A 20,241-nucleotide genomic window follows, 5' to 3' on the forward strand; every position below is an offset into this window, starting at 1 on the left:
CGATGCACGTCGTCTCCGCACGCGGCCTCACCGACGGCGCACTGGACCAGGCAATCGCCGACCTCGGCCCGCTATCTCCGGACGAGCAGCGGGCCCTGCCGCGTTCGACGGTCGGCGGTCCCTGCTAGCCGCGCGCCCTCCGTGCCTAGAACACGTCCGTACGGCGGTGGGACAGCGAGGGGATCGTCGCGCGCACCGAGGCCGTCAGTGCCGGGTCGAGGTCCACCACGTGTGTTGCCGGGGCGGGCCCGAGGTCGGCGAGCGCCACGCCCATGGGGTCGACCAGCAGGCTGCGGCCGACGCCGGTGCGTCCGCCGCGCGGCGGGTCGGTGAGGTCCGGGGCCTTGTCGACGGCGACGACCCAAGTGGTGTTCTCGATCGCCCGCGCCCGGACGAGCGTGGTCCAGTGCTCCTCCTTGTAGACCCCCTGCGCCCACGCGGCGATGACGACCAGGATCTCGGCTCCCCGGTCGACCAGTGCTCGGGTCAGCTCGGGGAAGCGGATGTCGTAGCAGGTGACGAGGCCGATCTTGATACCGGCCAGCTCGACGACGACGGGCTCGTCACCGGGCGCCACGGTCTCGGACTCCCGGAACTTGAAGGCGTCGAAGAGGTGCAGCTTCCGGTAGGCGCCCGCGAGCGTGCCGTCGGCGCCGATCGCGACGGCCGTGTTGTGCACCCTGCCGTCGGCGCTCGGCTCGAAGACACCGGCGATCACGGCCGTACGGTGCTCGCGCGCCGCCCTGCGCAGCTCGGTGACGAACAGGCCGTCGAGCGGCTCGGCCACGGCGGCGAGGTCGTTGCCGAACCGGACCTGTGCCGCCTCGGGGAACACCGCGAGGTCCGTGCCCGAGGCCTGGGCCAGCGCCTCGCGGATCCGCTCCAGGTTCTCCTTGGGGTCGTCGGTCACCGGTATCTGGCACATCGCCACTCGCATGGTGCGCGCTCCTCTCGCCGATGCCAGTCTCGCACCCGGGTACGTTATCCGGAACGCCACGTTCTGTTTCTCGGGAGACGCGATGCCGCGTGGACGCCCTCCCTCGGCGGCGGTGGACCATGCCGTGCGCAAGGCCGTCCTCGAGCTGCTCGGCGAGGTCGGGTACCGGGACGTGAGCGTCGAGCGGGTGGCCCGCCGGGCCGGGGTCGGCAAGGCGGCCATCTACCGGCGCTGGCGGTCCAAGGCCGATCTCGTCTGTGCCTTCGTCTTCGACGACCTCCAGCCGCCGCCGGACCAGGGTTCTCTGCGCGCCGATCTCACTGTGCTCGCCGGCGACCTGGTCGGTTTCCTCACCGGCCCCGCCGTCTCGCGCGCGCTCCTGGGGCTCACCGCGGACCTGCGCGGCGACCCCGCGCTCGCGGAACGTCTCATCGCCCGGCACCGCCGTTGCCTGGCCGCCGTCCTGGACCGCGCGGTCGCCCGCGGAGAGCTCGCGGCGCCGCCGGACCCGGCGTGGGCGCACGCTCAGCTGCTGGGTCCCGCCTACGCCTGGTTCCTGCTGTTCGACGGGGCGGCGGGCCCGGACCTGCCGGCTCGGCTGGCGACTGACCTGGTGAACGTGCTGCGCGGCGAGGCCGGCGGCAGGTGAGCACGGCGGCCGCCCGGGCCTTCAGCCGGACGGGTGACCTGGTTAGCCTGGGCGCGTGAGTGAACCTCTTGTCGCACGCATGCGCAGTTTCGGGACGACCATCTTCGCGGAGATGTCCGCCCTGGCCACACGAACCGGGGCGATCAACCTCGGGCAGGGCTTTCCGGACGCCGACGGCCCCCCGGCCATGCTCGAGGCGGCGGTCGAGGCCATCCGCTCCGGCGGCAACCAGTATCCGCCGGGGCCGGGCCTGCCCGAGCTGCGAGAGGCGGTGGCGGCCGAGCGCGCGCAACGCTACGGGCTCGCCTACGATCCCGCGACCGAGGTGTACGTCACGGTCGGCGCCACCGAGGCCATCGCCACGACCGTCCTCGCCCTCGCCGAGGCCGGCGACGAGGTGATCGTCTTCGAGCCGTTCTACGACTCGTACGGGGCGACGATCGCCCTGGCCGGAGCGGTGCGGCGCCCCGTAACCCTGCGGCCGGACGGCGGCAGGTTCACGTTCGACCCCGACGAGCTGCGCGCCGCCGTGGGGCCGCGCACCCGGCTCATCCTGGTCAACTCCCCGCACAACCCGGCCGGCACGGTCTTCACCCGCGAGGAACTCGAGACGATCGCCGCCGTCTGCCGCGAGCACGACCTCATCGCGATCACCGACGAGGTGTACGAGTACCTGACCTTCGACGGCGCCGAGCACATCCCGCTCGCCTCCCTCGAGGGCATGCGGGAACGGACCGTCGCCATCTCCTCGGCCGGCAAGACGTTCTCGGTCACCGGCTGGAAGACCGGGTGGGTGACCGCCCCCGCGCCGTACGTGCGGGCCGTGCAGACGGTGAAGCAGTTCATGACCTACACCTCCAGTGCGCCGTACCAGCGCGCCGTGGCGTACGCGCTGGGCAACGAGCTGCCCTGGGTCGAGGAACTGCGCAAGTCGCTGGAGGCCAAGCGCGACCGGCTGATCTCCGGGCTCGAGACCGCCGGGTTCACGACCTTCCGGCCGCAGGGCACCTACTTCGTGCAGGCGGACATCCGGCCGCTCGGCTTCACCGACGGCTTCGAGCTCGCCAGGGCGCTGCCGGAGAAGGCCGGAGTCGTGGCGATCCCGAGCCAGGTGTTCTACGACGACGCCGAGTCCGGCCGGCCCTTCGTCCGCTTCGCGTTCTGCAAGCGCGAGGACGTCATCGACGAGGCCGTGGAGCGGCTGGCCCGGCTGCGCTGACCACCGCCGCGCGCCGTCCTCCCGGGTCTCGACGGACCGCGATCCCGACCGGAAGAATGATCAGGCCAGGCCCGACCACTGAGGAGTCCACGTGCCCGACCCCATCGAAGTGCGCAAGGTCCCCATCGAGAGCGTCACCGACGCCGCCGGGCTCGCCGGGCTGATCGACGACGGAGTGATCGAGGCCGACCGGGTGCTCGCCGTCGTCGGCAAGACCGAGGGGAACGGCGGCGTCAACGACTACACCCGCATCCTCGCCGACCGGGCGTTCCGCGACGTGCTGCTGGCCAAGGGCACGCGCAGCCCCGAGGAGGTCAAGCAGGTGCCGCTGGTGTGGTCGGGCGGTACGGACGGTGTGCTCAGCCCGCACGCCACGATCTTCGCGTCCGTCGACCCCGCGACCGTGCCGCCCTCCGACGAGCCGAGGGTCTCGGTGGGCGTCGCGATGAGCGAGGTGATCCTGCCCGAGGACATCGGCCGGCCGGCCATGGTGGAGAAGGTGGCCGAGGGCGTCCGGGAGGCGATGAAGCTCGCCGGGATCGAGGAGCCGGCCGACGTCCACTACGTGCAGACCAAGACCCCGCTGCTCACCCTCGACACGATCAACGACGCGAAGCGGCGCGACCAGAGCGTCGTCACCGAGGACACGCTGAAGTCGATGGACATCTCGAACTCGACGACCGCGCTCGGCATCGCCGTCGCGCTCGGTGAGATAGAGATGCCGGCCGCCGAACAGATCCACAAGGATCTGTCCCTCTACTCCTCGGTCGCGTCGTGTTCCTCGGGAGTGGAACTCGACCGGGCGCAGATCGTGGTGGTCGGCAACGTACGCGGCATCGGCGGCCGTTACCGCGCCGGACACGACGTGATGCGCGACGCCCTCGACGCCGACGGCGTCTGGGCGGCGATCCGCGGCGCGGGCCTCGACCTGCCCGAGCGGCCGCACCACAGCGATCTCGGGGACCGGCTGGTGAACGTGTTCCTGAAGTGCGAGGCGGACCCCAGCGGGTCGGTGCGCGGACGGCGCAACATCATGCTCGACGACTCCGACGTCCACTGGCACCGCCAGATCAAGGCGTGCGTCGGCGGAGTGACGGCCGCCGTGACCGGCGACCCGGCGGTGTTCGTCTCCGTCGCGGCCGTGCACCAGGGTCCGTCCGGAGGAGGCACCGTCGCCGCCATCGTCGACCTGGGCTGATCCGCGGGGACCTCGAAGCGGCTACGGTGATTACGGGTGCGGAGAGTATCCGCATTAGCACCCTCCGTATGCACAGATGGTTATACCCTCTGTGCGTGGCCGGACGGACCATTCCTCAACCTCAGTTCCCCGCCGACGACGGCGGCGCCGACCCCCGGCTGGGCGCGGCGCTGACCGGGTACGCCGCGGGGCGGGTCGGCGAGCACACAGTGATCGCCGAGCTCGTCGGCGCGCGCCTGCTGGTGCCGGTGGTCGCGGTGCTGGGCGAGGAGGAGCAGACCGCGCCGGGCGAACCGCGCCGCGAGAAGGACAGTGAGATGGCGCTCCCCACGCTGGTCGGCGCCGACGGCAGAAAGGGCGTGCTCGGCTTCACCTCCCTCGAGACGCTGGCGATGTGGCGGCCCGACGCCCGGCCCGTCGCCGTCTACTCACAGGAGGCGTGCCAGGCGGTCCTGAACGAGAACGCCGACGCGCTCGTCATCGACGTCGCCGGTCCGGTGCCCTTCGCCATCGACGGCTACCGGCTCTACCTTCTCGCCGAGGGCAAGCCGATCCCGCCGCCGCACGAGGACCCCGAGGTGCTCGCCGCGGTCGAGGCGGCCTTCGGCACCGAGCAGGGCGTCACCGGCATCAGGGTCACCGCGGGCAGCACCGCCGAGCTCTCGGTGCGCTTCACCCTCATCGGCGACATCGACGAGAGGGCCACCGTTCAGCGGGTCGCGGACCGGCTCACCGAACTGCTGCGCGGTCGCATCGTGGGCGGAGTCGAGCTCGGGGTGGTCCGGGGCCTGTAAGATCGCGCCGTGGATCAACCGCTCAGGGATGACGAATCCGTCACGCCGTCCGGCACGCCCACCGCCCTCCCGGACCCCGATCCATCGGCCGAAGCGTCCGGTGACGCGCCGCCGGTGTCCGCCACCGGTCACGGGCGCGACTGGCTCGAGCCGGTCAGCCGGAGGCCGCTGCCCGTCGCGCTGGTCGCCGCCGCGGTCGTGGCGGTGCTGGCCGTGCGGATCGGTCTGCGGCCCGAGCTGGCGGCGTTCTGCTACCTCGGCGTCGTCGGCGCGGTGCTCGCCTTCATCGACGCCGCGTTGCACCGCCTGCCCGATCCTCTCACCCTGCCGTCCTACCCCATCGGGGCGGCGCTGCTCGGCATCGCCGTGCCGTTCACCGATGACGGGGGCACTCGCTATCTCCACGCTCTGGCGGGGCTCGGCGCACTGCTCCTGCTGTTCGTGGTGCAGTGGGTCATCACCGCGGACGCGATCGGCCTCGGCGACGTGAAGCTGTCGGGGGTGCTCGGCCTGTACCTCGGCTGGCTGGGGTCGTCGGCATGGGTCATGGGCGTCTTCGCGATGTTCGTCCTCGGTGGCGTCTACGCCGTGGGACTGCTGGTCACCCGCCGGGCCACGCGCAAGAGCGCCATCCCGTTCGGACCGTTCATGCTGGCCGGCGCGCTCGCCGCGGTGGTCTCGTACGGCGGCCAGTACTGAAGCCACCGGGCAAGCGGGGCCCGGCGCGCCCAAGGCTCCCTTGCGGGGAGACCGCGGATCCGGCTCGGTAGGCTCACCACCATGCTGACGATGCAAGAAGCGCTCATCCGGCTGACCGAGTACTGGGCGGGTCAGGGGTGCGTCATCGTCCAGCCGATGAACACCGAGGTCGGCGCCGGAACGCTCAACCCGGCCACCGCGCTGCGGGTGCTCGGGCCGGAACCCTGGCGGGTCGCCTATGTCGAGCCGAGCGTCCGCCCCGACGACTCCCGGTACGGCGACAACCCGAACCGGCTGCAGACCCACACGCAGTTCCAGGTGATCTTGAAGCCGGAGCCCGGGGACGCGCAGGACCTCTATCTCGGGAGCCTGGCCGCACTCGGCATCGACCTGGTCGCGCACGACGTGCGGTTCGTCGAGGACAACTGGGCCTCCCCGGCACTCGGCGCGTGGGGTCTCGGCTGGGAGGTCTGGCTCGACGGGCTCGAGATCACCCAGTTCACCTACTTCCAGCAGTCCGGCGGTCTCCCGCTCGACCCGGTCTCGGTCGAGATCACCTATGGCATGGAGCGCATCATCATGGCGCTCCAGGGGGTCTCGCACTTCAAGGAGATCGCCTACGCCCCCGGGATCTCCTACGGCGAGGCGTTCGGCCAGGCCGAGTACGAGATGAGCCGCTACTACCTCGACGACGCCGACATCGAGACGAACCGGCGGTTGTTCGAGGGCTACGAGGCCGAGGCACGGCGGCTCATCGAGGCGCGGTTGCCGGTGCCCGCGCACTCCTACGTCCTCAAGTGCTCGCATGCCTTCAACGTGCTCGACGCCAGGGGGGCCGTCGGCACCACCGAGCGGGCGCGCGCGTTCGCCCGCATGCGCACGCTCGCCCGTGACGTCGCGGAACTGTGGACCGCGCGGCGGGAGGAGCTCGGCCATCCCCTGGGCGTGGCGACCACCGGCCCGGCGATCGAGGAGCGCCCGTCGGCGTCGTATCCGTCGATCGACGCTCCGGCGGCTCTCGCCGTCGAGATCGGCGTCGAGGAACTGCCACCCGGCGAGGTCGCGAGGGCGGCGGAGTCGGTCCGGCGCGCGCTGGCCGAGGGCCTGGGAGAGACCCGGCTGAGGCACGGCGACATCCGGGTCGTGGCCTCGCCCCGCCGCGTCGTGGCGCTGGTCGAGGACGTCGCGCCCCGTGAGGACGACTCCGAGGAGACCGTACGCGGGCCACGTCTGTCCGCCGCCTACGACGCCGAGGGCCGGCCGACCAAGGCCGCGCAGGGGTTCGCCCGCGGCCGTGGCATCGACGTGGCCGACCTGCGGCCGATCACCGTGGGCGGCGGCGAGTACGTCGGGTACGTCAAGCAGGTCGCGGGCAGGGCCGCCGCCGAGGTGCTCGCGACGCTGCTGCCCGGAGTCGTGACGGGTCTGCGCGCGGACAAGAACATGCGATGGAACGCGCCGGGCCTGTCCTACAGCCGGCCGATCCGGTGGATCCTCGCCCTCCTCGGCGACGAGGTGGTGCCCTTCTCGGTCGGCGGGATGACGGCGGGCCGGTCCACCGCAGTGCACCGCACGGCTCCCGAGCCGCGCGTGGAGGTGGCGTCGGCGGGTCGCCATCTGGACACGCTGCGGGAGCACGGGATCGAGCCCGACGCGGAACGCCGCCGGGAGCGGATCGTCGCCACGGCGGCCGAGCTGGCCCACGGCGTCGGCGGCGGGATCGACCCCGAGGCCGAGCGCGGCGTCATCGACGAGGTGACCGACCTGGTCGAGGAGCCCACCGCCATCCTCGGTTCGTTCGACCCCGGGTACCTGGAGCTGCCCGCCGACATCCTCACCACCGTCATGAAGAAGCACCAGCGCTACCTGCCCGTACGGGATCGGGACGGTCTGCTGCTGCCGCACTTCGTCACCATGGCCAACGGCGCCTGCGACCACGCCGCGGTCCGCGCCGGCAACGAGGCGGTCCTGCGGGCCCGCTACGAGGACGCGTCGTTCTTCTACCGGGCCGACCTGCGGGTGCCCCCCGAGGAGCTGAAGCGGGGGCTGGACAGGCTGACCTTCGAAGAGCGGCTCGGCTCCATGACCGATCGCGCGGAGCGGATCCGTGCGATCGCGCTCGACCTGGCCGCCCGGGTCGAGCTGTCGGCGGACGAGACCGAGGTACTGACGCGGGCCGCGCGGCTGGCGAAGTTCGACCTGGGCTCGCAGATGGTCATCGAGCTGTCGAGCCTGGCCGGGGTCATGGCGCGCGAGTACGCGCTGCGCGCCGGTGAGCCCGAGGCGGTCGCGGAGGCGCTGCACGAGATGGAGCTGCCGCGCTCCTCGGGCGACCGGCTGCCCGCCTCGGCGCCGGGCGCGCTGCTGGCCGTGGCGGACCGGCTCGACCTGCTCGCCGGGCTCTTCGGCATCGGGTCGCTTCCCTCGGGCAGCTCGGACCCGTTCGGGCTGCGCCGCGCCGCCCTCGGACTCACCGCGATCCTCCGTACACGGCCGCGGCTGTCGGGCATCACCGTGGGCGAGGGGCTCGCCGTGGCCGCGCGCCACCAGCCGGTCGAGGTCGGCCCGGCGGCGCTGGAGGACGCGGCCGGATTCGTCGCCCGCCGGTTCGAACAGGCCCTGCTCGACGCCGGCCATCCGGTCGACGTCGTACGGGCGGTACTGCCGCACGCGGGGTCGCCCGCCTACGCCGAACAGGCCGCAGCCGACCTGGGCAAGCTCCTCGGCGACGAGCGGTTCGGGCGGCTCACCACGGCGCTCCAGCGCGTGCTGCGCATCGTGCCGGCCGACACGGCGGCGGCGTACGACCCCGCCCTGTTCGCCGACGACGCGGAGCGGCGTCTGCACGAGGCGCTGACCAGGGTGCGCGGCGAACTCGGAGACGAAGCGGTGAGCCTGCCAGCCTTCACCGCCGCGGCGCTGGAGCTCGCCGGGCCGATCGACGACTACTTCGACGAGGTCCTGGTCATGGCCGACGACCCGGCCGTCCGCGCCAACCGGCTCGGGCTGCTCGCGGCGATCCGCGATCTCGTGGCCGGGGTCCTGGACTGGCGCGAGGTGTCCTGACGACGGGCCCGGCGCCCGCTCTGTCACCGAGGTGACGACCCCGCCGACGGCCGGTCGACGGGGTCTCCACGATCCGGCGCCGAGCCACCGGACCCAAAGCTCTAGAGCCAGCGGCCGGGCACCGGCAGCGGCGTCCCCGGATCGGCGGTCCGCACGCCGTGGGCGCCGCGCCCGGTGATCCAGGCACAGAGCCCGGCCGCCGGACCGGTGACCACCGCGGCGGACCGGCCCGCGAGCTCGACGGTCCAGGTCCGCAGGCGGTCCTCCGGGGCGAGGATCAGCGCCGGTTCCTGCTCGCGCTGGGTCCACGCCGCCGTGACGTCGGTCAGCAGCCGGTCCACGAGGCCGGCCGGGAAGTCGGCGAACGTCGCGCCGTCGCCCAAGTCGACCGTGTGCACCCACACCTCGCGGCAGCGCATCCACACGATCTGGGCGGCGGGCACGGTGCGCCCCTGAGCGGTGACCACCTCGGCCCGCCAATGGTCGCCGGACAGCCCGCCGAGCGCCGACCACAGCTCCCCGGCGCTCTCCCGGACGAAAGCGCGCAGCTCGGGGGCGGGCCGCTCGGCTCCCTCGGCTATCTCGGCGTCGCGTACGGAGGCACTGGCGTACATGGGCGTCCGTTCACCCGTACGGGCCCAGTGCACGAGCCGGCCCAGCGCGCGGGCGTTGTGGCCCACGTGCGCCACCAGGTGAGCCCGGCTCCAGCCGGGCAGGGCGGTGGGCGCGGCGAGGTCGGCGTCGGCGAAGGCGTCCAGGTGCGCGACGAAACGGTCGGTCCCCTCCCGCAGCCACTCCAGTTCCCCGGTGGGTGCCGCGGCCTCGGGCTCAGCCGGCACTTCGGGTGCCCTCCGCTCGGACGGTGTTGGCGAGCTCGCCGATGCCCTCGACGCGCGTGACCAGCTTGGCGCCGTCCGCGAGGTAGCGCGGCGGCTTGCGCGCGTGCCCGACGCCGCCTGGAGTGCCGGTGGCGATCACGTCACCGGGGCGCAGGGTGAGGATGGTGGAGATGTAGGAGACCAGCTCCGCCGGGCCGAAGACCAGGTCGGAGGTGTCGGCCCGCTGTACGGTCTCGCCGTCGACCTCGCAGGCGATCTCGAGGCCGAGGTTCCCCGGCAGCTCGTCCGGCGTGACCAGAACGGGGCCGAACGGCGTGGTGGCCTCGAAGGTCTTGCCCTGCAGCCACTGCAGCGTGCGGGTCTGGTAGTCGCGGACCGTCACGTCGTTGAGCACCGAGTATCCGGCGATCGCGGCCCCGGCCTGCTCGGCGTCGGCGTGGCGCACGGTCGAACCGATCACGACGGCCAGCTCGGCCTCCCAGTCGAGCGCCTCGGTCACGCCGGGCAGCACGACGTCGTCGTACGGGCCAACGAGCGCCTCGGCGAACTTGGCGAAGAGCGTCGGGTACTTCGGCAGCTCACGCCCCATCTCCAGGATGTGCGTGCGGTAGTTCAGACCGACGCAGAGGATCTTGCCGGGCCGGGGGACGACCGGGGCGTACCGGACCGCTTCGAGGGCGTGCCGCGCGAGGCCCGGCCCCGCCGCCCGCTCCTGCCAGCCGGGCTCGGCGAGCAGGGCTCCGACGTCGGCGGCGTCGAGCTCGACGGCGTGGTCGTCCTCGACGCGGACGGCGGCGGTGCGGGTGTCCAGCCGCAGGGTCGCGAGCTTCATACGGTGTCCTCTCCAACGCTCACGCGGGCCTGGTGCAGGCCCTCGAAGATCGGGGTGTCGCTGAACCGGAACAGGTCGAACCGCGACTCGGCCTGGATCTTCAGTGCCGTCCACGACGGCACGACGGCGAGGTCGCCCTGGGTCAGGCGGTGCTCGACGCCGTCGAGCACGAGCGCGCCTTCGCCCGCGAAGACCTGGAAGACCGATGATCCGACTTCGCGGCGGGTCGTGGTCTCGGCGCCTTCGCGAAGCCGGTGGAACTCCGCCCGGATGGTCGGCATGACATCGCCGCCCGTGGTCGGGTTGGTGTAGCGAACGGCGGCGTGGCCTGGCTCGACCGTGACCGCGTGACCCTCCTCTTCGAGCGCCAGCTGCTCGCCGAGCGCCCGGTCGGTGTGCTCCCAGCGATAGGCGGCGATCGGCGAGTTGGGCCGGCGGTCGAGTGCCGACAGCGGCCGCAGGCCCGGGTAGGCCCAGAGCCGCTCGGAGCGGGACGCCGACGGGGTGCTCCGGTCGGTGACCTCGTCGGCCCCGAACTCGAAGAAGGTGGTGTCGGTGTAGTGGGCGAACGGGATGTCCAGCCCGTCGATCCAGGCCATCGGCCGGTCGGTGGTGTTGTGATGGGCGTGGAAGTGCCAGCCGGGGGTGAGCAGGAAGTCGCCGCGCCGCATCGCCACCGGGTCGCCGTCCACGACCGTCCACACCCCCTCGCCCTCCACGACGAAGCGGAAGGCGTTCTGGGTGTGCCGGTGCTCTGGCGCCGTCTCCTTCGGGCCGAGGTACTGGATGGCGGCCCACAGCGTGGGGGTGGCGTACGGGCGCCCGCCCAGGCCGGGATTGGCCAGCGCGATCGCGCGGCGCTCGCCGCCGCGGCCGACGGGGACCAGGTCGCCGGCCCGCTGGGCCAGCGGGTAGAGCGTCTTCCATGACCACACGTGCGGTCGCGCACTGGGCTTGGGACGCATCGGCATGAGATCGCCCAGCTGGGTCCACAGGGGCAGCAGGTTCTCGGTGTCGAAGTCGGCGTACAGCCGGCGGAGCGCGGCCTCCTCCTCCGGCGTGGGGTCCGGGGCGGACGTCTCAGGAGGGTTCATGCTCGCCAACTTAAGGACCCTGTTCTGCATGCTGCAATATGATTCTTCCCTGAAGAACAAGCCGGCCTATGCCCTGGGTTCCGTCGACAACGCGCTGCTCCTCCTGCATCTGCTGCGCGACCACGGCAAGATCAAGGTCAGCGAGGCGGCCAGGGAGCTCGGCATCGCCAGGTCGACGGCGCACCGGCTGCTCGCGATGCTGGTCTACCGGGACTTCGCCGTGCAGAGCGACGACCACGGCTACCTGCCCGGCCCGTTCCTGTCCTCGACGTTCGGTGCCGGGCCGCCCGTCCGCGAGCTGCGCGGACTCGCGCAACCGCACATGGACACGCTGTGCGACCGGGTTCGCGAGACCGTCAACCTCATGGTGCGCGTCGGAACGGAGGTCCGCTTCCTCGCCAGCGTGGAGTCGTCACAGATCCTCCACGTGGGCGACCGCCGGGGCACCATCCTGCCCGCCCACCAGTCCTCCGGCGGCAAGGCGCTGCTCGCCGAGCTTTCGCGCGAACGGCTACGGGAGCTCTACGCGGTGGACGGCGACAGCGGCGACGGCGGCGACGAGGACGGGGCCAAGCGGCACACCCTCACCGAAGCCGAATGGAACAGGCTGCTCAGGGACCTCGATCTCCTGAGCGCCAGGGGCTATGCCGTCAATCAGGAGGAGACCGAAGAGGGGGTCTCGGCCATCGGCATCGTCGTGCGCAACGGGCGGGGGAACGCCGTCGCCGCGCTGTCGGTCGCGGTGCCGTCCGCCCGGTTCGGCCCGGGGCGGACGGAGCTGTTCGCGCGGGAGCTGAGGCGCGCAGTCGGCGAACTCGAACGCGACCTCGCGGACTTCGCCGAGCTTTGAGAGTCTCATCTTGTGGACACTCCGTCGTCTCACGTCGTGGACCTGTGCGCGTAGCCTTTGCGGGGATGAAAGGATTCTGTTCATGCTGCGCTGGCTGACCGCGGGGGAGTCTCATGGCCCGGCCCTCGTCACGATCTTGGAGGGGTTGCCTGCCGGAGTGCGCGTGACCTCGGGCGATATCGCCGAGGCACTGCGCCGCCGGCGGCTCGGCCATGGGCGGGGCGCCCGGATGAAGTTCGAACAGGACCAGGTGACCATCGTCGGCGGCATCAGGCATGGCCGCACGCAGGGCGGCCCGGTGGCCATCGAGGTGGGCAACACCGAGTGGCCCAAGTGGGAGACGGTCATGTCGGCCGACCCGGTCGATCCGGAGGTGCTGGCCGAGCAGGCGCGCAGCGCACCGCTGTCGCGGCCCCGGCCCGGGCACGCCGACCTGACCGGAATGCAGAAGTACGGCTTCGACGACGCGCGTCCGATCCTCGAGCGGGCGAGCGCCCGCGAGACCGCCGCCCGGGTCGCGATCGGTGAGGTCGCCAAGGCCTTCCTGCGCCAGGTGTGCGGCGCCGAGGTCCTCAGCCACGTCGTCGCCCTCGGCGAGGTGAGCGCGCCCCCGGACGCGCTGCCCGGTCCCGACGATCTGGATCGGGTCGACGCCGACCCGGTGCGCTGCTTCGACCCCGATGCCAGCGCCGCGATGGTGGCCAGGATCGATGAGATCAAGAAGGCCGGCGACACGCTCGGGGGCGTCGTCGAGGTCCTCGCCTACGGCCTGCCGCCCGGCATCGGCAGCCATGTGCACTGGGACCGGCGGCTCGACGCGCGGCTGGCGGGCGCGCTCATGAGCATCCAGGCCATCAAGGGCGTCGAGGTCGGCGACGGCTTCACCACCGCCCGCCGCCCGGGTTCCGAGGCGCACGACGAGATCGAGAACACGCCCGGCGGGATCCGCCGTCGCACCGGCCGGGCCGGGGGGATCGAGGGCGGCATGACCACCGGCGATCCGGTGCGCGTGCGCGCGGCGATGAAGCCGATCTCCACGGTGCCCCGGGCGCTCGACACGGTCGACGTGCGCACCGGTGAAGCCGCCAAGGCCATCAACCAGCGCAGTGACGTGACCGCGGTGCCCGCGGCCGGCGTCGTCGCCGAGGCGATGGTGGCGCTCGTGCTCGCTCAGGCGACACTGGAGAAGTTCGGCGGCGATTCCGTGGAGGAGACCGCCCGCAACCTGCAGGGCTACCTTTCGTCCCTCACCATCAAGTAGCGGAGCAGAGCCCCTATGACGCGCCCCAAGGCAGTGATCATCGGACCACCAGGGTCTGGCAAGACCACCGTCGGAACCCGGCTGGCGGACCGCCTGTCGGTAGGGTTCCGCGACACCGACGCCGACGTCGAGGCGATCGCGGGCAAGCCGGTCAGCGAGATCTTCATCGACGACGGAGAACCGCGCTTCCGCGAGCTCGAGCGTGCGGCCGTGCGCACCGCGCTCGCCGAGCACGACGGCGTGCTGGCGCTCGGCGGCGGCGCGATCCTCGACGAGGGCACCCAGGCGCTCCTCGCCGAGCACACGGTCGTCTACCTCGAGGTGGGCCTGTCCGACGCGGTGAAGCGGGTCGGCCTGGCCTCGGCCCGGCCGCTGCTCGTGCTCAACCCGCGAAGTCGGCTGCGCGGGCTTCTGGAGGAGCGGCTGCCCGTCTACGAGCGGCTCGGCACCATCACCGTGAACACCGGCGGTCGCAGTCCCGACGAGATCGTGGACCAGATCGTCAAGGAGATCTCTTGACCGCCACGAGGATCGCCGTGCGGGGTGACGCCCCGTACGACGTCGTCGTGGGAACCGGTGTGCTGGGCGAGCTCCCGGGCTTCCTCGGCGACACTCCACGCGCGGTCGCCGTCGTTCACGCAGAGGGACTGCCCGAGATCGCCCGGCCGGTGTGCGGCGTGCTGGCACAGGCGGGACACACCGTCCACACGCTGCCGGTTCCCGACGGTGAGGCGGCCAAGGAGATCGGCGTGCTCGCCGGGCTCTGGTCGCGCTTCGCCCAGCTCGGCATCACCCGTTCCGACGCGGTCGTCGGCGTCGGCGGCGGCGCCACCACCGACCTGGCGGGGTACGCCGCGGCCTCGTGGCTGCGGGGCGTCACCTCGGTGCTCGTCCCCACCACGCTGCTCGGCATGGTCGACGCGGCCATCGGCGGCAAGACCGGGATCAACATCCCCGAGGGCAAGAACCTGGTCGGCGCGTTCCACCCGCCGGCGGGGGTGCTGTGCGACCTGGCCACGCTGATGACCATGCGGGACGAGGACTACATCAGCGGTCTCGCCGAGGTCGTCAAGGCGGGTTTCATCGCCGATCCGGCCATCCTCGACCTGGTCGAGGACGATCCCGAGGCGGCCGCCGCGCCCGACGGCGCGCACACGCGCGAACTCGTCGAGCGGGCCATCCGGGTCAAGGCCGACGTCGTGTCCGCCGACCTCAAGGAGAGCGGGCTCAGGGAGATCCTCAACTACGGGCACACTCTCGCCCACGCGATCGAGAAGGCGGAGGACTACCGGTTCCGGCACGGTCACGCGGTGGCCATCGGCATGGTCTACGCCGCCGAGCTCGGCCGGCTCACCGGCCGCCTCGAAGACGCCGTGGCGGATCGGCACCGGTCCGTGCTCGCCTCCGTCGGGCTGCCCACCTCCTACGGCACGGACGCCTGGCCCACACTGCGCCACTGTATGCGCGTGGACAAGAAGGCGCGCGGCGGGCGAGGGGGCACGACCAGACTCCGCTTCGTCGTCCTCGACGGGCTCGCCAAGCCGGGTCGTCTCGAAGACCCCGACGAGGCGCTGCTGGAGAGCGCCTACCGAAAGGTCGCCCGATGAAGACTGCGAGCGGGCGCGCGGTGGCTGGACTGAGGAGCGTAGGGAGCCTGCGACCGGAGCGACGAGGGAAGCCGCCGCGTCGAGGCGCCCGCTCGCCGGCGAGCGGAGCGAGCCAATGAAGACTGCGAGCGGGGCGAGCCAATGAAGACCGTTCTGGTGCTGAACGGGCCGAATCTCGGTCGGCTCGGCATCCGGCAACCCGACGTCTACGGTCATGAGACCTTCGACGACCTGGCCAAGCTGTGCCGCGAGACCGGGCGCCGGTTCGGCCTGCACGTCGAGGTACGGCAGACCGACGACGAGGCCGAGATGATCCGGTGGGTGCACGACGCGGTCGATCAGAGGACGCCCGTCGTGCTGAACCCGGCCGCGTTCACCCATTACTCGTACGCGCTGCGGGACGCGCTCGCCCAGCGCACCGCACCGCTGATCGAGGTGCACATCTCCAACCCGGCCGCGCGGGAGGAGTTCCGGCACACCTCGGTGGTGGCCGGGGTCGCCACCGGGACCATCGCCGGTTTCGGGCTCATGTCGTACACCCTGGCCCTGCAGGCGGTCGCCGAGCTGTTGACCGAGGCGGACGCCGCGCCTCCGGGCCGGCCGCCGATGCCGCCGTGAGGACACGCGACACGGGCCGGCCGCTCCGGCGCCTGTGCCGGGAAGGCTGATCGAGGACGGCTGATCCAGGAAGGCAGGGGCCTGTGACGTTGACCTCCGACCGCCCGGCTGGCCGTGACCGGCTGCTGATCGGGCTCTACGCCGCCATCGCGCTCGGTGCGCTGGTCGCGACCTGGTCGCAGAACCTCCGGTTCCTCCTGCGGGAGGACAACGGCGGCGTCTGGGGATTCGTCCGCGACGGCTACGCCAACCCGGCCGCCGCCTCGATCACCAACGACATCGTCTTCGTGCTGCTCGCCGCGGTCGTCCTCATGGTCGCCGAGGCGCGCCGGCTGGGCATCCGCCACGTCTGGGTCTACCCCTTGCTGTCGCTCGTGGTCGCGCTCAGCGTCGCCCTTCCGCTCTTCCTCATCGCCCGCCAGTTCGCCCTCGTCCGCCGGGCCTCGGCCCGGTCCGGCGCGGCCCCATGAGGCCGGCTCGGGCCGTCGTGGAGCGCCGGAGCCGCCGGCCAGGAGCGGCGCCGTGACCGAGCACCCGGCAGGGGTGCCGGCCATGGGCGCTAACCTGCAGCGAGCGGGAAACTGAATCAGGTTCGGTTGTGAGGGAGGATGCCGGATGCGCATCGGGATGTCTCTGAACTACGCGGGTGGCTTCAAGGAGACCGTCGAGGAGCTGGCCGACTACGAGAAGGCCGGTCTGGACATCGTGTTCGTCGCGGAGGCGTACACGTTCGACGCGGTGAGCCAGATGGGCTACATCGCCGCCAAGACCGAGCGGCTGGAGATCGCCTCGGGCATCCTGCCGCTCTATTCGCGCACGCCGACACTGCTGGCGATGACCGCGGCGGGGCTGGACTACGTCTCAGAGGGCCGGTTCACGCTGGGACTCGGTGCCTCGGGCCCACAGGTCATCGAGGGCTTTCACGGCGTGCCCTACAACGCACCGCTCGGCCGCACCCGCGAGATCGTCGAGATCTGCCGCAAGGTGTGGAAGCGCGAGGAGCGCCTCACCTACGACGGCAAGTACTACACCCTGCCGCTCCCGCCCGAGAAGGGCACCGGGCTGGGGAAGCCGCTGAAGATCATCAACCATCCGGTGCGCCCGCGGATCCCGGTGCTGGTGGCGGCCATCGGGCCGAAGAACGTGGAGCTCACCGCCGAGATCGCCGAGGGCTGGGAGCCGATCTTCTATCTGCCGGAGAAGGCGGCCGACGTGTGGGGGCCCTCGCTGGCGGCCGGCCGGGCCAAGCGCGACCCGGCACTGGGCGACCTCGACATCGTCGGTCAGGCTCATCTGGCCATCGGCGACGACGTGGAGGGGCTGCGCGAGCTCGGCCGTCCGATGGCCGCGCTGTACATCGGCGGCATGGGCGCCAAGGGCAGGAACTTCTACAACGACCTCTGCCGGCGCTATGGCTGGGAGAAGGAGGCCGACGAGATCCAGGACCTCTACCTCAGCGGCAAGAAGAAGGAGGCCGCCGAGAAGGTCCCCGCGGAGCTGCTGGAGAAGATGTCGCTGATCGGTGCCGAGTCGCACGTGAAGGAGCGCCTCTCCGCCATGAAGGCGTCGGGTGTGACGACGCTCAACGTCAGCCCGGTCGCGGCCGACCACAAGGGCCGGCTCGCCCTCATCGAGAAGATCAAGGAGCTGGCCGCCGACGCGTGATCTGCGGCCGCGAGGCTCGTGGCCGCGGCAGGCTGTGTGATCACCACTGTCGGCGGGTGGTCGCGCAGCCGGTCACGGCCGGGCGGCTACAGTCAGGGCATGTCCGAGATCCACAACCTTCGCCGCGACCGGCTTGCCCAGGTCGTCGCCCGGCGTGACGCCGAGGCGGCGCTCATCACCGACCTGGTCAATGTCCGCTATCTCACCGGGCTGGCGAGCTCCAACGCCGCGCTGCTCATGTACGCGGATGGCGCGAGCGTCCTGTGCACCGACGGCCGGTACGTGGGGATCGCCGCCTCGGCCTGCCCCGAGCTGGAGCTGATCGTCGACCGGCTGACCGCGAGAGCCCTGGTGGCGCACGCGGCCGCCGGCGGCGTACGGCGGCTCGCGTTCGAGGCGCACGCCCTCACGGTGGAGGCGCACGGCGAACTCGCCGAGGAGGCGCCGTCGCTGGTGCCGCTGGGCCGGGCCGTGGAGGAGCTTCGCAGGGTCAAGGACGAAGCGGAGATCGACCTCCTGCGCGAGGCCTGCGCGATCACCGATCAGGCGTTCGCCGACGTGCACACGATGATCGCCCCTGGCGTGACCGAGCGCGAGGTGGCCATCGCCCTGGAACGCAGGATGGTCGACCTCGGGGCCGAACGCCCGGCGTTCGAGTCGATCGTGGCGAGCGGACCCAACGGGGCGATCCCGCACCATCGCGCCGGTGCGCGCGCCATCGGGGCGGGTGACCTGGTCACCATGGACTTTGGCGCGTTGTGCGGCGGGTATCACGCCGACATGACCCGTACTGTCGCCGTCGGACGCGTGGCCGAGTGGCAGCGATCCGTCTACGACCTGGTGGCGACGGCGCAGCGGGCGGGTTGCGAGGCCGCGGTTCCCGATGCCGAGGTCGGGGCGGTCGACTCCGCGGCCCGCGACATCATCAAGGAGGCCGGCCACGGGGACGACTTCACGCACGGGCTCGGTCACGGCGTGGGCCTGGAGATCCACGAGGCACCGCTCCTGGGGTACGACAAGACCGGTAAACTGGTTGATCGGGTTGCGATCACCGCGGAGCCGGGCGTCTACCTGGCCGGCCGGGGCGGGGTCCGCATCGAGGACACCCTGGTGGTCCGGGCGGACGGCCCGGAACTCCTTACCAAGACCACCAAGGAGCTGCTCGTCCTGTGACGAGCGTTCCGCGTACAGGAGAGACGACCTAGTGGCGACGACGAACGACCTCAAGAACGGACTGGTGCTGAAGCTCGACGGTGGCGACCTTTGGGCCGTCGTGGAGTTCCAGCATGTCAAGCCCGGCAAGGGCGGCGCGTTTGTCCGCACCAAGCTGAAGAACGTGCTCTCCGGCAAGGTGGTCGACAAGACCTTCAACGCCGGCGTCAAGGTGGACGTGGCGAACGTCGACAAGCGCGAGATGCAGTACTCCTACAAGGACGGCGACGAGTTCGTCTTCATGGACACCGAGACCTACGACATGCTGCACATCTCCGGTACGACGGTCGGCGACGCCGCCAACTACCTGCTGGAGAACACGCTCGCCACGGTGGCCATCCACGAGGGCTCGCCGCTGTACGTCGACCTGCCCGCGTCGGCGGTGCTCGAGGTGACGCACACCGAGCCGGGCCTGCAGGGAGACCGCTCCACGGGCGGCACCAAGCCGGCGACGCTCGAGACCGGTGCCGAGATCAAGGTGCCGCTGTTCATCACCACCGGCGAGAAGGTCAAGGTCGACACCCGTTCCGGCGAGTATCTCGGCCGCGGCTGATGGCCGCACGCAGCAAAGCGCGGAAGCGGGCCTTCGAGGTCCTCTTCGAGGCCGAGCAGAGAGGGGTCTCGACGGCCGACGTGCTCACCCACCGCAACCGGCCCGAGGCGGAGGAACTGGCCGAGTACGGCCATGCCGTACGGCTGGTCGAGGGCGTGCAGGCCCAGGGCGAGCGCATCGACGAACTGATCGCCACGTACGCGGTCGGGTGGACGCTCGACCGCATGCCCGCCGTCGACCGCACCATCCTGCGGCTCGGCCTGTATGAGCTGTTGTGGGTCGACGACGTGCCGGACGCGGTGGCGATCAGTGAGGCGGTGGCGCTGGCCACCGACTTCTCCACTGAGGAGTCACCCCGCTTCATCAACGGCCTGCTCTCCCGGCTCCAGCAGCTCAAGCCGTCTCTGGCGCTCTGACCGCCAGGATCGGAGACGGTGTCCGCATTGCCCGGCGCCGTGACTATGGTGGGGGCGATGACCGAGGTGAGGAGCGACGCCGTGGCCGATCGGCTGGGCGACCGTCCGGGGAGCAGGCCCGGCGCCCGCGGGGCGAGCAGGGTCCGGACCGCCGTCGTATGGGAGATCCTGCGCGAGGTGCTCGACCGTAGGGCCAAGGAGTCCGGGCGCCCCGCTCTGGACGTGGTCGACGCGGGCGGCGGCACCGGCGGGTTCGCCGTGCCGCTCGCCGAGCTCGGGCACCGAGTCACCGTCGTCGACGCGAGTCCGGACGCCCTCGCCGCGCTGAAGCGCCGTGCCGCCGAGTCGGGCGTCACCGTCAACGCGGTGCAGGGGGACGCCGATGATCTGCTGGGCATGGTCGGCCCGGCGAGCGCCGACCTCGTCCTGTGTCACAGCGTACTGGAGTACGTCGATGATCCGGCGCTGGTCTTCGCCGCCATGGCCCGCACCGTACGACCCGGCGGAGCGGTCAGCGTGCTCGTCGCCGGTCAGGTGGCGACGGCGCTGCACCGGGCGGTGGGCGGTCACTTCGACGACGCCCGCCGCGTGCTGTCCGACCCCGACGGCCGATGGGGCGATCGCGACCCGGTTCCCCGGCGCTTCACCCGCGAGTCTCTCGCCGAGCTCGCCGGCCGGGCCGGTCTGCGGGCCGGTGAGGTGCAGGGCGTGCGGATCTTCGCCGATCTCGTT

Annotated in this window: 21 protein-coding genes; 17 read left to right on the forward strand and 4 right to left on the reverse strand. The window is 71.8% G+C overall.

Translation table 11 applies throughout. The features are described 5' to 3' along the window. Nucleotides 1-145: 145 nt before the first annotated feature. Nucleotides 146-937 (reverse strand): carbon-nitrogen hydrolase family protein, encoded by a 792-nt coding sequence (locus HKK72_RS24480; RefSeq protein ID WP_187236763.1) that lies wholly within the window; start codon nt 935-937, stop codon nt 146-148. 82 nt (nt 938-1,019) lie between these two features. Here HKK72_RS24480 and HKK72_RS24485 point away from each other — a divergent pair, with 82 nt between their 5' ends. The 6 genes from HKK72_RS24485 (at nt 1,020) to HKK72_RS24510 (ending at nt 8,562) form a co-directional block, all read left to right on the forward strand. Next, the gene (locus tag HKK72_RS24485; protein ID WP_187236764.1) at nt 1,020-1,586 is read left to right on the forward strand and encodes a TetR/AcrR family transcriptional regulator; all 567 of its coding nucleotides are present in this window, start codon (nt 1,020-1,022) and stop codon (nt 1,584-1,586) included. Nucleotides 1,587-1,641: 55 nt separating this feature from the next. Then, the gene (locus HKK72_RS24490) at nt 1,642-2,805 is read left to right on the forward strand and encodes a pyridoxal phosphate-dependent aminotransferase (protein WP_187236765.1); all 1,164 of its coding nucleotides are present in this window, start codon (nt 1,642-1,644) and stop codon (nt 2,803-2,805) included. A gap of 91 nt (nt 2,806-2,896) precedes the next feature. Further along, nucleotides 2,897-4,003: a ring-opening amidohydrolase gene (locus HKK72_RS24495; RefSeq protein ID WP_187236766.1), complete on the forward strand. Its 1,107-nt coding sequence runs from the start codon at nt 2,897-2,899 to the stop codon at nt 4,001-4,003. 95 nt (nt 4,004-4,098) lie between these two features. Then, nucleotides 4,099-4,797, forward strand: coding sequence for an SseB family protein (locus HKK72_RS24500; protein ID WP_187236767.1), 699 nt, complete (start codon nt 4,099-4,101; stop codon nt 4,795-4,797). A 9-nt stretch (nt 4,798-4,806) separates the two neighbouring features. After that, the gene (locus HKK72_RS24505; RefSeq protein WP_315987424.1) at nt 4,807-5,496 is read left to right on the forward strand and encodes an A24 family peptidase; all 690 of its coding nucleotides are present in this window, start codon (nt 4,807-4,809) and stop codon (nt 5,494-5,496) included. 81 nt (nt 5,497-5,577) lie between these two features. After that, nucleotides 5,578-8,562 carry a glycine--tRNA ligase gene (locus HKK72_RS24510; RefSeq protein WP_187236768.1) on the forward strand — a complete coding sequence of 995 codons (2,985 nt, stop codon included), beginning with the start codon at nt 5,578-5,580 and terminating at the stop codon, nt 8,560-8,562. A 101-nt stretch (nt 8,563-8,663) separates the two neighbouring features. On the opposite strand, the gene HKK72_RS24515 is transcribed toward HKK72_RS24510, so the two are convergent. Genes HKK72_RS24515 through HKK72_RS24525 form a run of 3 tightly spaced genes read right to left on the reverse strand, consistent with a single transcriptional unit; the run spans nt 8,664 to nt 11,357 of the window. Next, nucleotides 8,664-9,401: a maleylpyruvate isomerase family mycothiol-dependent enzyme gene (locus tag HKK72_RS24515; RefSeq protein WP_222721085.1), complete on the reverse strand. Its 738-nt coding sequence runs from the start codon at nt 9,399-9,401 to the stop codon at nt 8,664-8,666. Then, a complete protein-coding gene (locus HKK72_RS24520; protein WP_187236769.1) occupies nt 9,391-10,233 on the reverse strand; it encodes a fumarylacetoacetate hydrolase family protein in 843 nt (280 codons plus the stop codon). Before HKK72_RS24520 ends, HKK72_RS24515 begins: the two co-directional genes overlap by 11 nt. Beyond that, nucleotides 10,230-11,357, reverse strand: a complete 1,128-nt coding sequence (locus tag HKK72_RS24525) for a cupin domain-containing protein (protein WP_222721086.1) — start codon at nt 11,355-11,357, stop codon at nt 10,230-10,232. The genes HKK72_RS24520 and HKK72_RS24525 overlap by 4 nt, the downstream gene beginning before the upstream one ends. On the opposite strand from HKK72_RS24525, the gene HKK72_RS24530 reads away from it, so the two are divergent. The 11 genes from HKK72_RS24530 to HKK72_RS24580 form a co-directional block, all read left to right on the forward strand. Further along, the gene (locus HKK72_RS24530) at nt 11,356-12,177 is read left to right on the forward strand and encodes an IclR family transcriptional regulator (protein WP_187236771.1); all 822 of its coding nucleotides are present in this window, start codon (nt 11,356-11,358) and stop codon (nt 12,175-12,177) included. The genes HKK72_RS24525 and HKK72_RS24530 overlap by 2 nt on opposite strands. 82 nt (nt 12,178-12,259) lie before the next feature. Further along, entirely contained in the window at nt 12,260-13,438 is a 1,179-nt protein-coding gene (gene aroC, locus HKK72_RS24535) for a chorismate synthase (protein ID WP_187236772.1), read from the forward strand. A 15-nt stretch (nt 13,439-13,453) separates the two neighbouring features. Next, a complete protein-coding gene (locus HKK72_RS24540; RefSeq protein ID WP_187236773.1) occupies nt 13,454-13,957 on the forward strand; it encodes a shikimate kinase in 504 nt (167 codons plus the stop codon). Further along, on the forward strand, nt 13,954-15,045 hold the full coding sequence (aroB, locus tag HKK72_RS24545; RefSeq protein ID WP_187236774.1) for a 3-dehydroquinate synthase: 1,092 nt from the start codon (nt 13,954-13,956) through the stop codon (nt 15,043-15,045). The genes HKK72_RS24540 and aroB overlap by 4 nt, the downstream gene beginning before the upstream one ends. A 141-nt stretch (nt 15,046-15,186) precedes the next feature. Then, the gene (aroQ, locus tag HKK72_RS24550; RefSeq protein WP_187236775.1) at nt 15,187-15,663 is read left to right on the forward strand and encodes a type II 3-dehydroquinate dehydratase; all 477 of its coding nucleotides are present in this window, start codon (nt 15,187-15,189) and stop codon (nt 15,661-15,663) included. 83 nt (nt 15,664-15,746) lie between these two features. Further along, complete coding sequence (locus tag HKK72_RS24555; RefSeq protein ID WP_315987425.1) at nt 15,747-16,133, forward strand: DUF2834 domain-containing protein; 387 nt, start codon at nt 15,747-15,749, stop codon at nt 16,131-16,133. A 145-nt stretch (nt 16,134-16,278) separates the two neighbouring features. Beyond that, nucleotides 16,279-17,328, forward strand: coding sequence for an LLM class F420-dependent oxidoreductase (locus HKK72_RS24560; protein ID WP_187236776.1), 1,050 nt, complete (start codon nt 16,279-16,281; stop codon nt 17,326-17,328). A gap of 99 nt (nt 17,329-17,427) precedes the next feature. Further along, complete coding sequence (locus HKK72_RS24565) at nt 17,428-18,501, forward strand: M24 family metallopeptidase (protein WP_187236777.1); 1,074 nt, start codon at nt 17,428-17,430, stop codon at nt 18,499-18,501. Between the two features lie 31 nt (nt 18,502-18,532). Beyond that, complete coding sequence (efp, locus tag HKK72_RS24570) at nt 18,533-19,093, forward strand: elongation factor P (protein WP_187236778.1); 561 nt, start codon at nt 18,533-18,535, stop codon at nt 19,091-19,093. Then, on the forward strand, nt 19,093-19,509 hold the full coding sequence (gene nusB / locus HKK72_RS24575) for a transcription antitermination factor NusB (RefSeq protein WP_187236779.1): 417 nt from the start codon (nt 19,093-19,095) through the stop codon (nt 19,507-19,509). Before efp ends, nusB begins: the two co-directional genes overlap by 1 nt. A gap of 57 nt (nt 19,510-19,566) precedes the next feature. Then, nucleotides 19,567-20,241 (forward strand): methyltransferase domain-containing protein (locus tag HKK72_RS24580; RefSeq protein WP_187236780.1); only part of this gene is annotated, 675 nt, incomplete at its 3' end.

It is taken from the genome of Actinomadura sp. HBU206391 (assembly GCF_014323665.1).
In the GTDB taxonomy this organism is placed as follows: domain Bacteria; phylum Actinomycetota; class Actinomycetes; order Streptosporangiales; family Streptosporangiaceae; genus Actinomadura_C.